Origin of the sequence: Streptomyces albus subsp. albus (assembly GCF_000725885.1) — a bacterium.
GTDB classification, from domain to species: domain Bacteria; phylum Actinomycetota; class Actinomycetes; order Streptomycetales; family Streptomycetaceae; genus Streptomyces; species Streptomyces albus.
Window position 1 is genome coordinate 254,963 of sequence record NZ_JODR01000005.1, and the last position, 11,370, is coordinate 266,332.

Sequence of the window (11,370 nt, forward strand, 5' to 3'; positions counted from 1 at the left end):
CGTGCCACCCGCCGGCTCACCCCCACTCGACGGTCGTCGTGGCTCCGGTGGCGCTGTGGGTGCCGTCCGGGCCGACGGAGGTGACGGTGAGGGTGGTGGTCGTATCGCCTTCCCGGTCGAGCCGGGCCAGGTAGGCGACCGTGTTGGGGGTGGCGGCCAGATGGCTGAGTACGGTCGTGCCGCGGTGGACCTCGTAGTGGTGGACCGCCTCGCCGGGGGTGGGAGGCGTCCATGACAGACGCAGCGCCTTGCTGGTGGGGGACAGGGCGGTGGCGTGGTCCACCGTGAGCGCGGTGGGCGCCGCCGGCGCGGTGAAGGCTTCGGTGTGCAGGGCGAGTTGGCCGACCCGTACGTCGTAGGCGAGGTCGGTCCTGGCGGTGCGGTCCAGGGCGAGCTTGAGGCCGAGCTGGAGAACGGTCCCGGCCCCCTGCTGGGGCAGAGCGGCGGTGTAGGTCTTCCAGCCGCCGGTGTCGGTGGTGGTCAGCGGGACCTCCACCGTGTTGGGCGGGTCCCCGTCGAGGACGACCAGAGCGCGGAGACTGAACTTGGGGTCGGACGGGGTCTTGGCCCGTACGGTCAGGCGTGCGCCGGCCGGCGCGGTCAGCCGGGTCTGGTACAGGTGTACGGAGACGTCGAACTCGGGGGCGAGAGCGCCGGTCAGGCGCAGGCACGAGCCTCCCTCCCACGCCTCCTCGAAGCACAAGGAGGCGGCCATACGGGAGTTGCCCCTCGGGCGGATGATCCAGCGGTAGGTGGGCAGGACGTCCTGCAACGAGAGGTTGGCCCAGCCGTTCCCGCCCCGGCGCGTGACCTGACCGGCGTGGTGGTAGGACGTGCCGTGACCCGCGTTGAAGTGCGTGACGAACGGCAGGGACGTGATGGTGGTGCGCTCGACGACGTGTGCGGCGATGCCGGGCCAGCCGGTGTCGGACGGGTCGTGACAGGGGCCTGTCCAGTAGTCGGCCTCGGCTCGGTAGAAGTGCCCGAGCCAGGCGTCCTTCGGCTCCTTGGGCTGGTTGGAGACCGTGTGCGCGGCGAACAGGGCCAGTGAGCCGCGGTGCTGTGAGTTCGCGGGGCAGACCAGCCGTGCCCGGCCGGGGTTCTCCGGAACCTTGCGGACGAGCTCCAGCCCGTAGAACACGTCGTACCGGTCGCGTTTGATCTTCTCGGCGACGGTAATCGAACGCGTGATGGAACTGTCGTCCCAGCCGTAGTCGATGAAGATCGAGTCGCAGACCCTCCGCGCCCCGTCCTGGAGACAGAACTCGTTCCTGCCGTCGCCGCTGTCGGCGAGTTCGTAGCGGAAAGCCTCGTACCAGGTGAATTCGATGTCGGAGCGGGCACGGGCGTAGGCGAGGACGTTCCGCAGTGCCGCCTCGGTCTTCTCGTCGGTCGGTGTCTCGTAGTTGATGAACCAGCCGTCGAAACCGAAGTACTGGGCAGCCTCGATCAGTTTGTCCACCACCGGGTAGCGCTCCTCGCCCGTGCTCGCTCCCGGCTGGACGAAGTCCTCGACCCACACCGGTTCGCCCCCGTCGCGGAGAGGGGGGAAGAAGACACTGCCGTACACCTTGACGCCGTTGCGGTGGGCGGCGTCGGTGATGTGCCCGTTGGGCGGGCAGATCAGCCCACCGCTGGCGACCCCGGCCCAGAACACCAGCACATCCACGTACTGCCAGTGGCTGAACGCGTAGTAGCGGTGGTCGTCGACGCCCTGCGAGGGGTTCTTGTCCGTGGTCCAGAACTCCGCACAGGACATGATCCGCCCCTCGCCCCCACGTGCCTTGCTGTTGGTGCGCAGCTTCGCCGAGTACGTGCGCGGACGCAGCGGGACGAGGCTGCGGTTGAACTGTGCATCGACATCGGTGGCCGGGGACCAGCCCAGGATGCTCGTGGAGCCGTCGGGCACATCGCGGGGTCCGGGGTGCCAGTGGGAGACGTACGGGGGCTTGTCCCGGGGGTCGGAGCCCGTGGTGGCAGAGGGCATCGGTCCCTGCTTTCGTCGCTGGCGTCGCGGCACACCAGCCCCACGGGCGCCGCACCGCGACGACCGCCACCGACGCGCGGGGTTCACCCTGATGCGGGGTGCCTGCGACGGGCGCCCGGTGATCCTCGTGCCTTGCTCGCCGTCGCCGCACCACCGTCTCGGCCCCTCGGGGACGGGTCTTTCCGGGGTGGCCCGCTCAGTCGCGTCGGAGCCGCGTGGGACGGTACGGCTCCAGGGCCGGCTCCGGGCGTCCGGTGAGCAGTTCGGCCGCGACCATCTCGGCCAGGCCGGCCGCCAGGGTGACACCGCTGTGGGTGACGACCACGTACGGGCCGTCGGTGCGGCTCCCGTCCTCGTCCGCGGACTCGGCCCCCTGCCGGGCCCCGTCTCCCGTGCCGGGTACGCGGCCCACGACCGGGCGGCCGTCCGGCGGCAGGGGCCGTACGCACACCTGGCGCTCCAGCACCCTGGCCCCGGCCAGTCCGGGGACCAGCGCGCGGGCCCGTGTCAGCAGGGTCTCCGCCCAGCGGTCGAGCTCCTCCGCGGGCGTGTGCAGGCCGACGTGCACGTCACCCGCCTCCAGGTGCACGGTTGCGCCGCCGTCCTCGCAGTGCGGGCGCAGATGGACGTGCGGCGTGTGCACGATGCGGGTCAGCGGCGTGGCCACCGGTCCGGCCCGTACGACGAGTCCCGGCGCGGGTGAGCCGGGCGCCGTGGGCTCCACGAGCGGCACCGGCGTCCCGGCCAGGCCCGTCACCTGTGGCGTCCAGCGGCCCGCGCAGCACACCACCGCGTCCGCCCGCAGGGTGCTCCCGTCCGCGGTGCGCAGGAGCCAGCCGCCGGGCCGGGAACCGGGCCCCTCGCCGGGCGCGCCCGGGATGTCCGCGCGTTCCAGGGCGATGACGTGGCCGGCGCTCCCGGTGCGAAGGTCCCCGCCGGCCTTCCGCAGCCCGGCCAGCAGCGCCGCGACGCACCGTTCGGTGCGCACATAGCCCTCCTCCGGGTACCAGGCGACCTCCCGCACTTCCGGTGGCAGCCGCAGGGCCGGTTCGAGGGCGGGGATCCGCTCGGCCGGGACGAGTTCGGCGGCGTAGCCCCACCGCCGCAGCCGCTGTACCCGCTCGGTGAGCTTCCCGCCTTCGGCGGGGTCGTCCGGGTCGGCCGGCGTGGGATCGGCCCAGCGCATGTTGCCCACCGGCCGGTACCATTCCGCGCCGCCCGCCTCCTCGGCCAGCCGCGCCCAGGCGTCCAGCGAGGCGGTGCGCAGATCGTGGTAGCCGCGGTCGGGCACCCCGTTGGAGTTGAGCCACGCCAGACTCCAGCGGGAGGTACCGTGCCCGGGCTCGGCACGGTCGAGCAGGGTGACGGCCGGGGCGGATACGCCGGGTGCCGGGCTCTCCGCCGTACCCGGGGACGCGGCGTGCCGCACCAGCCGGTGGGCGAGGGCGGCGCCGAGTACGCCACCACCGACGACGGCGATACGGGCGGGACGGTTCACGCGCTCTCCTCCTCGACCGGTGATCCGGCGCCCCGGCGGCCGGCACCCGGCCCCGCGAGTCCGCGCCCCGGCGCCGCCGCATCCGGCGCGGGCCTCGCCGGTTCGCGCCCCGGCTCCGCCGCTGCCTGTGCCGACCCTGCCGGCCCGTGCGCCGGCGCCGTTTCCCCTGCAGGCCTTGCCGTTTCGCGCGCCCGACCCGACGATCCGTGCGCTGCCCCGGCAGGTTCGTCTGCCGGCCCATCGGCTTCCCGTGCCGGCCTCGCCGTTTCGCTTGCCGGACCCGACGATCCGCGCCCCGGCTCCGCCGATCCGCGTGCCGGCCCATCGGCTTCCCGTGCCGGCCCCGCCGGTTCGCGAGCCGGCCGCGCCGCTTCCCGCGCCGGCCGCGCGGTTGCCCCAGCCGCTGCCTCCGCCGCTGTCCCCACCGGTTCCGCCGACCGCGGCGCGGGCCCCGTCGAGTCGCGGATGATCAGCCGCCCGCGCAGCACAATGCGTTCGCCGGCCGGGCGGTCCGTCGCCGGGTGCCGGTGCCCGGCGTCCTGCGCCGCCACCGGTCCGTCGGCGCTGCCGTCGTCGTGTCCCGTGGCCGTCGTTCCCGCGCGGCTCCGGGCCCGCTCCGCCATCCGCTCCAGCAGCCGCCGTCCGGCGGCCGTGCCCAGTTCGCGGCGCGGCTGGCGGACGACGGTGAGCCGCGGGTGGACCAGCGTCGTCCAGTCCTGGTCGTCGAAACCGACGAGGGAGATCTCCTCCGGGCAGGACCGCCCGCTGCTCTGGAGAGCGGCCACGGCACCGGAGGAGAGCACGTTGTCGGTGCAGAACAGCGCCGTGACGTCCGGGTTCTTGCGCAGCAGCCGCCGCACGGCGCGCTCGGCGGCGTCCCGGTCGTAGGGGGAGTGGACGACCAGGGCGGGGTCGGGTTCCACGCTGGCGCGGCGCAGCGCGGCGAGGTAGCCCACGAGGCGCGCGGCGCTGGGGCGTTCGTCGTCACCGTCCCGTACGGGTTTGTCGCGCAGCCGGTCCAGCTCGCGGGCGGCCTCGCTGACGACGGCGATGCGCCGGTGTCCCAGCCGCGTCAGATGGTTGACGGCGCTGCGGGCGCAGGCGGTGTTGTTGATGGTGACCTGGTCGACCTGGGGGAGGGCGGCGAGGGGCCGGTCGAGCAGCACGGTGGGCAGCCCGGCCTCGGCCATGGTGCGCAGACGTTCGGCGGTGCCGGGTCCCTGCGGGGCGATGATCAGCCCGTCGACGCGTTTCTCCCACATGACCGTCAGGGCGCGCTGTTCCGCGGCCGGGTCGGAGTCGGTGTTGGCGAGCAGGATCTCGTACCCGGCGGCGCGTACGACGTCGGTGACCGCGCGGACGGCGCTGGCGAAGAAGGAGTTGCCGATGTCGGTGACGATCACGCCGACGGTCTCGGTGGAGCCGTGGATGAGGCTGCGGGCCAGGCCGTTGGGGCGGTAGCCGAGGCGTTGGGCCGCCTCCTCCACCTTGGTGCGGGAGGCGGCGCTGGTCTGGCCGTAGCCGCCGAGCACCCGGCCGGCGGTCGCGGTGGAGACACCGGCTGCCCGGGCGACCTCGACGATGCTGGGCGGTCCGCCCCGCTCTTGACCGTTTCGCACCCGCGCCTCTCCCGATTCCGGTGGTGGTGACCGTCTGCCGGGTCCCGGCCGGGACCACCGCGGGATTCCGGCGGCGGTCCTCCAAGACCTCTTGACGCCAGTCTAACCGCGCTGAGAAGGTTCTCAGCGTTCGACTGAGAACCTTCTCAGTCGGACCGCTCACCGTGCCGCAAGGAGAGAACGACCCTCATGTCCTCATCCGTCGTGACCGTCGACCCCGTCCCGCTCGCAGCCGACCTCACCCCGACCCTCGAACACACCGTCGCGCAGTCCGGAGCCGCCAGAAAGCTCGCCGCCCGCGTCGTCGAACGCGGCCTGCGCACCGTCTACTTCATCGGCTGCGGCGGCTCGTACTACTCGACGTTCCCCGCCCAGGACCTCATGGAGCGGTACGCCCACGCGCCGGCCGCGCACCGGATGACGGCCGGGGAGATGATCCACCGCGACCTCGCGGGACTCGACGAGAGCGCACTCGTCATCGCCTCCTCGCACTCCGGGGCCACCCCCGAAACGCTGGAGGCCGTCCGGCTCGCCAAGAAGGCCGGAGCCACCGTCGCCGGCATCGCCCGCTCGGTCCCCGGCCAGAGCTCACCGCTCGCCGACGAGGCCGACGTGCTCTTCGACTACCCCAGCGACGTCACCGTCACCGAACCGAAGGCCATCCACTTCACCCAGCTCGCACTCGCGGTGCTGGAGGCGTCCGGCTCGCTGCCGAACGCGGAGGAGGCATGGCAGGCCGTCGCCGCGATCCCGCGGGCACTGACGGCCGCCAAGCAGGAAGTCACCCCGCTCGGCCGCGAGGTCGCAGCCCAGTGGCGGGACGCGCGGCTGGTGTACGTGCTGGGCGCCGGGCCCAACTTCGGCGCGGCCAACGCCCTGGCCGCCTGCTACCTCCAGGAGATGAACTGGCTGCACGCCTCCGCGGTGAACGCCGGCGACTTCTTCCACGGGCCCTTCGAGATCGTCGGCCAGCACCCGGTGCTCATCCTCAACGGCGAGGACGAGACCCGCGCCATGGGGGAGCGGGCGGTCACCTTCGCCGAGCGGTACTACGACACCTGGGCGGTGCTCGACTCCAAGGACTTCACCCTCCCCGGAGTCCCCGAGGCCCAGCGCGGACTCATCAGCCCGCTGGCGGTGGCCAGCGCCTCCCGCCGGCTGCTGGACTTCTGCGCCGCCGAGCGCGGTCACAACACGGCGCAGCGCCGGTACATGTACCGGGTGGCGTACTGATGCCCACGCCCACGCCGTCCGGCCCGCCGCCCGTGCCGGCACCCTCCGGAAGGCCGGCCGAGCGGCCGTCCGGCCCGGCCCGGGTGCTCGGTATCGGGGACAACGTCGTCGACCGGTACCCCGACCTGGGGCTGATGTTCCCCGGCGGCAACGCCGTCAACGTCGCGGTGCACGCCCGCCGGGCCGGGGCCGACGCCGCCTACTGGGGTGTGACCGGTGACGACACCGCCGGCGCCGTGGTGCGCCGGGCGCTGGCCGCCGAAGGCGTGGACACCGGACGGGTCCGTACGGAAGGCGGCCCCAACGCCTGGGCGGAGATCGGACTGGTCGGCGGGGACCGCGTCTTCAAGGGCTCCGACGACGGCGTGTCCGTCTTCGCCCTCGACGAGGAAGAGCTCGACGCGCTCGCCGGCTGGGACGTCGTCCACACCGCCTACAGCGGCTCCCTCGCGGGCCAGGTGCCAGACATGGCCGCCCGCACCCGCGTCTCCTTCGACTTCTCGCACCACTGGAACCAGCCCTGGGCCGCCCCCCTCTACCCTCATCTGCACCTCGCCGCCTTCTCCGCCTCACAGCTGGGCACGGACGAAGTGGCCGGCCTGCTGCGCCAGGCGGTCCGGCAGGGCGTGCGCTGGGCGCTGGCGACCCGGGGCGGCGACGGCGCGGTGCTGACCGACGGCGACTCCTGGTGGCGGCAGCCGCCGGTCGCCACCCCGGCCGTGGACACGCTCGGCGCCGGGGACGCCTTCATCGGGACGCTGCTGGCCGCACTGGCGGCCGGCGGCGATCCCCGGCAGGGCCTGGCCCGGGCGGCCGAGGCGGCGGCGCGGACCTGCACGGCCCACGGCGCGTTCGGGCACCCTGCACCGCTGCCCGCCCCGGGCCCGGAGGAGCCGGCGCCCGCCCTGGGCGAGGATGACCCCCGGGGCGGGCCGGACACACGTGTCGAGCCGTCGCGGGCAGCGGCGGGGGAGAAGGGCCGCACTCCGAGCGGCCGTACGGCAAGGACAGGTAGGAACGCATGACTCTGCGCATCGGTGTCGACACCGGCGGCACCTTCACCGACGTCGTCGCCTTCGACGAGGAGACCGGCGCCCTGCACGTGCGGAAGGTCTCCAGCACCCCCGACGATCCCGGCCTGGCCATCGTCGAAGGACTGGAGCGCATCCTGGAGCAGATCGGTGGCCGCACGCCCGCCGACGTCGGCTACTTCGCCCACGGCACCACCGTCGGCACCAACGCCCTGCTCACCCGCCGCGGTGCCCGTACCGGTGTCGTCACCACCCGCGGCTTCCGCGACCTGCTGGAACTGGGGCGCGGCCGGCGCCCCCGGCTCTACGACCTCCAGGCGGACAAGCCCGCCCCCTTCGCACCGCGCGATCTGCGGCTGGAGGTCACCGAACGGGTCCGGCACGACGGCAGCATCGAGACGCCGCTGGACGAGGACGAGGCCAGGGCCGCGGCCCGCACCCTGCGCGAGGCCGGGGTGGAGGCCGTCGCCGTCTGTCTGCTCTACAGCTTCCTGCGCCCCGAGCACGAGCAGCGCATCGGGGAGATCCTCGCCGAGGAACTGCCCGGCGCGCACATCTCGCTCTCCAGCCGGGTGCTGCCCGAGTTCCGCGAGTACGAGCGGCTGTCCACCGTCGTCACCAACGCCTACGTCGGCCCGGTCGTCGCCGAGTACCTGGCCAAGCTGCGGCAGCGGCTCGCCGAGCGGGGCCTGCGGGCGGTGCCGCACGTGACCCAGTCCAACGGCGGCATCATCCCGTTCGAGGCGGCCGAGGAACTGCCGGTGCGCATGGTGCTCTCCGGCCCCAGCACTGGCGTGGTCGGCGCCGCGGCCATCTGCGCCGCCGCCGGGCACCCGGACATCATCACCTTCGACATGGGCGGGACCTCCTCGGACGTCTCCCTCGTCCAGGGCGGGGTGCCCAAGGTGACCACCGGTATGGAACTGGACGGCCGGCCCGTACGCACACCCATGCTGGACATCCACACCGTCGGCGCGGGCGGCGGCTCGCTGGCCCGGGTGGACGCCGGCGGGCATCTGAAGGTCGGCCCGGCCAGCGCGGGCGCCGACCCGGGCCCCGCCTGCTACGGCAAGGGCAGCGAGGCGACCGTCACCGACGCCGACGTGGTGCTCCACACCCTCAACCCGGCCTACCTGCTGGACGGCCGGATGCCCGTGGACGAGCAGGCGTCCCGTGCCGCCGTGGCCCGGATCGCCGAGCGCGTCGGACTCGGCGTGGAGGAGTGCGCCCACGGCATCCTGCGGGTCGTCACCGCCAACATGGCGCGGGCCATCCGCGTCATCTCCGTCCAGCGGGGCTACGACCCGCGCGACTACACCCTGGTGCCGTTCGGCGGCGCGGGCCCGCTGCACGCCTCGCAGCTGGCCAGGGAACTGGGCATGCGCACCGTGCTGGTGCCGCCCACCCCCGGCGCCCAGTCGGCCCTCGGCTTGCTGATGACCGACGTACGCGCCGACTTCTCCCGCACCCGCATCCAGCGGGTCGACGGGGAGCGCGCGGCGACGGCGGCCCGGCTCGGCGCGCTCTGGGCGGAGCTGGAGCAGGAGGCGGACGCCTGGTTCGACGCCGAGCGGATCCCCGAGGCGGACCGCGCTTCGGAGCGCACGGCCGAACTGCGCTACGCGGGCCAGAACTACGAGATCCCGGTACCGGTGCCCGGCGGCCCGCTGGACGCCGCGGCGCTGGACACCCTGCTGGAGACGTTCGCCGCCGAGCACCGCAGGCTGTACGGGTACGACGCGCCGGGCGAGCCCGTCGAGGCCGTCACGGTCCGGCTCCAGGCGGTCGGCTCGGTGCCGCAGGCGCGGCTGCCGCGGCAGGAGGCGGCCGGCGAGGACGCCTCCGCCTCGCTCACCGGCACCCGCGAGATGCACCTGGCGGGCGAGGGCTTCGTCCCCGTACCGGTGCACCGGCGTGACGCCCTGCGGCCCGGCAACCGGGTGACCGGGCCCGCGGTGATCGAGCAGATGGACACCACGACGGTGCTGCTGCCGGGGGACGAGCTCACCGTGGACGCCCACTCCAACCTCGTCATCACGGTGGGCGACTGACCGGCTGCCGCCGCGCCCCCGGAGGGCCCGGCCCGGCCGGCCCCCGGTCGGGCCGTCCCCCACCGGGCCGCCGTGCCCGCGCCCGCCGCGCGCCCTCTCCGTGACCCGCCGTCCGCCACTCACCACCCGCCACGACTCACCTCCCCCTCCCGCATCCGCCATCGCGCGGACCCGCCGCACGAGGAAAGCCGATGAACGACACCGCCACCGCATCACCCGCATCGCCCGCCACCGACCCCGTCCTGGTCGAGGTCATGGGCGCGGCCCTGTCCTCCCTCGTGGAGGAGATGGGCGAAACCCTGGTCCGCGCCGCCTACTCCAGCAACATCAAGGAACGCCGGGACTGCACGGCCGGACTGTTCGATGCCGAAGGACACATGCTGGCCCAGGCCGAACAGGCCTCGCCGATCCACCTCGGCTCGCTCATCGGCGTCGTCGCGGCGGTGCTGGAACGGTTCCCCGTCGAGGACATCCGTCCCGGCGACACCTTCCTGAGCAACGACCCCTACTCCGGAGGCGGCTCGCACCTGCCCGACATGGTGCTGGTCACCCCCGTCTTCGCGGACGGGCGGCTCACCGCCTGGGCGGCCAACCTCGCCCACCACGCGGACTTCGGCGACCGCGGCCACGCCCACATCTTCCAGGAGGGCATCCGCATCCCGCCGGTCCGCTTCGCCCGCGAGGGCGAGATCGTCGACGACGTCTTCCAGCTCGTCCTGACCAACTGCCAGGTGCCGGCCGAGCGCCGCGCCGACTTCCGGGCCCAGCTGGCCGCCAACCGCCTCGCGGTGGCCCGCTACGGCGAACTCGTCGCACGCCACGGCCGGGAGACCATGCTCGCCACGGCAGCCGCCCTGCTCGACTACACCGAACGCCGCACCCGCGCCGCCATCGCCGACGTACCGGACGGCACCTACGAGTTCACCGACCGCTTCGACTGCCCCGAGCTGGAGGAGACCGAACTCGAACTGCGGGTACGGATCACCGTGGCGGGGGACGAACTCCACTTCGACTTCGCCGGCAACCCCGGACAGGTCCGCGCCTCCGTCAACATGGTCCGCACCGCGCTGCACGCCACCGTCTACTACGCGGTGAAGACCCTCGTGGACCCGGACATCCCCTCCAACGCCGGACTGCACCGCCCCATCCGGATCGACGCGCCGCTCGGCACCATCGTCAACTGCCAGGAGCCGGCCGCCGTCAACGGCAGGACCGAGACCTGCCAGCGCGTCGTGGACCTGGTGCACGGCGCCCTCGCCCCGGCCGTGCCCGGACGCGTAACGGCCGCCGCCAACGGCGCCAACACCGGCGTCCACTTCTCCGGCTACGACCGGGCCAAGGGCCGCTACTTCGTCTACCTGGAGACCATCGGCGGCGGCTCCGGCGCCCGCGCCGGCAAGGACGGTCTGGACGGTGTGCAGGTACACGTCACCAACACCTCCAATCTGCCGGTCGAAGCGCTGGAGACCGAGTACCCGCTGGTCGTCGAGGCGTACGAACTGGTGCCCGACTCCGGAGGCCCCGGCCGCACCCGCGGCGGCATGGGCATCCGGCGCACCGTCCGTGTCGAGGGCACCTCACCTGGCGCGGACGACGGCAAGGCCGACGGCACCGGCGCCGAGGAAGACGAGGGCGTGCAGTTCTGGCTGGACACCAGCCGTCTCAGGTCCCGGCCGTGGGGCCTGTTCGGCGGGCTGCCGGGCAGCTCGGCCCGCGTCGAACTGAGCGAAGGCGCCCGCCCGGTGGTGCGCGGCCACACCGTGCTGCGCCCCGGCGACCGGGTCAGCGTCGTCACCGCGGGCGCCGGCGGCTACGGCGACCCGGCCGAGCGCGAACCCGACCGGATCGCACAGGACGTGCGTGAGGGCGTCACCAGCCCCGACGAGGCCCGCCGCGCCTACGGCACGCACGCGCCCGGCACCGACGGCTGACAGCCATACGCCGAACGCCC

General features: G+C 73.9%; 7 protein-coding genes. 4 read left to right on the top strand and 3 right to left on the bottom strand.

Annotation, left to right across the window (positions count from 1 at the left end; genetic code table 11):
* Positions 1-16: 16 nt before the first annotated feature.
* The 3 genes from IO40_RS33270 to IO40_RS0107285 all read right to left on the bottom strand — a co-directional run bounded on the left by IO40_RS33270 (position 17) and on the right by IO40_RS0107285 (position 5,104).
* The gene (locus IO40_RS33270) at positions 17-1,987 is read right to left on the bottom strand and encodes an endo-beta-N-acetylglucosaminidase (protein ID WP_051719273.1); all 1,971 of its coding nucleotides are present in this window, start codon (positions 1,985-1,987) and stop codon (positions 17-19) included.
* A 196-nt stretch (positions 1,988-2,183) separates the two neighbouring features.
* A complete protein-coding gene (locus tag IO40_RS0107280; RefSeq protein ID WP_016471728.1) occupies positions 2,184-3,485 on the bottom strand; it encodes an NAD(P)/FAD-dependent oxidoreductase in 1,302 nt (433 codons plus the stop codon).
* Positions 3,482-5,104, bottom strand: coding sequence for a substrate-binding domain-containing protein (locus IO40_RS0107285; RefSeq protein ID WP_016471729.1), 1,623 nt, complete (start codon positions 5,102-5,104; stop codon positions 3,482-3,484). Before IO40_RS0107285 ends, IO40_RS0107280 begins: the two co-directional genes overlap by 4 nt.
* A gap of 189 nt (positions 5,105-5,293) precedes the next feature.
* Between IO40_RS0107285 and IO40_RS0107290 the strand changes: the two genes are divergently transcribed.
* The 4 genes from IO40_RS0107290 (at position 5,294) to IO40_RS0107305 (ending at position 11,350) form a co-directional block, all read left to right on the top strand.
* The gene (locus IO40_RS0107290; RefSeq protein WP_016471730.1) at positions 5,294-6,337 is read left to right on the top strand and encodes an SIS domain-containing protein; all 1,044 of its coding nucleotides are present in this window, start codon (positions 5,294-5,296) and stop codon (positions 6,335-6,337) included.
* The gene (locus IO40_RS33275; protein ID WP_016471731.1) at positions 6,337-7,362 is read left to right on the top strand and encodes a PfkB family carbohydrate kinase; all 1,026 of its coding nucleotides are present in this window, start codon (positions 6,337-6,339) and stop codon (positions 7,360-7,362) included. Before IO40_RS0107290 ends, IO40_RS33275 begins: the two co-directional genes overlap by 1 nt.
* The gene (locus IO40_RS0107300) at positions 7,359-9,419 is read left to right on the top strand and encodes a hydantoinase/oxoprolinase family protein (RefSeq protein WP_016471732.1); all 2,061 of its coding nucleotides are present in this window, start codon (positions 7,359-7,361) and stop codon (positions 9,417-9,419) included. The genes IO40_RS33275 and IO40_RS0107300 overlap by 4 nt, the downstream gene beginning before the upstream one ends.
* 191 nt (positions 9,420-9,610) lie before the next feature.
* Positions 9,611-11,350 carry a hydantoinase B/oxoprolinase family protein gene (locus IO40_RS0107305; protein ID WP_016471733.1) on the top strand — a complete coding sequence of 580 codons (1,740 nt, stop codon included), beginning with the start codon at positions 9,611-9,613 and terminating at the stop codon, positions 11,348-11,350.
* Positions 11,351-11,370: the final 20 nt, after the last annotated feature.

Excerpts from the sequence above, each read along its gene's own strand:
- IO40_RS0107290 (WP_016471730.1), top strand. The coding sequence starts at position 5,294 with ATGTCCTCATCCGTCGTGACCGTCGACCCCGTCCCGCTCGCAGCCGAC.
- IO40_RS33270 (WP_051719273.1), bottom strand. The coding sequence starts at position 1,987 with ATGCCCTCTGCCACCACGGGCTCCGACCCCCGGGACAAGCCCCCGTAC.
- IO40_RS0107305 (WP_016471733.1), top strand. The coding sequence starts at position 9,611 with ATGAACGACACCGCCACCGCATCACCCGCATCGCCCGCCACCGACCCC.
- IO40_RS33275 (WP_016471731.1), top strand. The coding sequence starts at position 6,337 with ATGCCCACGCCCACGCCGTCCGGCCCGCCGCCCGTGCCGGCACCCTCC.
- IO40_RS0107300 (WP_016471732.1), top strand. The coding sequence starts at position 7,359 with ATGACTCTGCGCATCGGTGTCGACACCGGCGGCACCTTCACCGACGTC.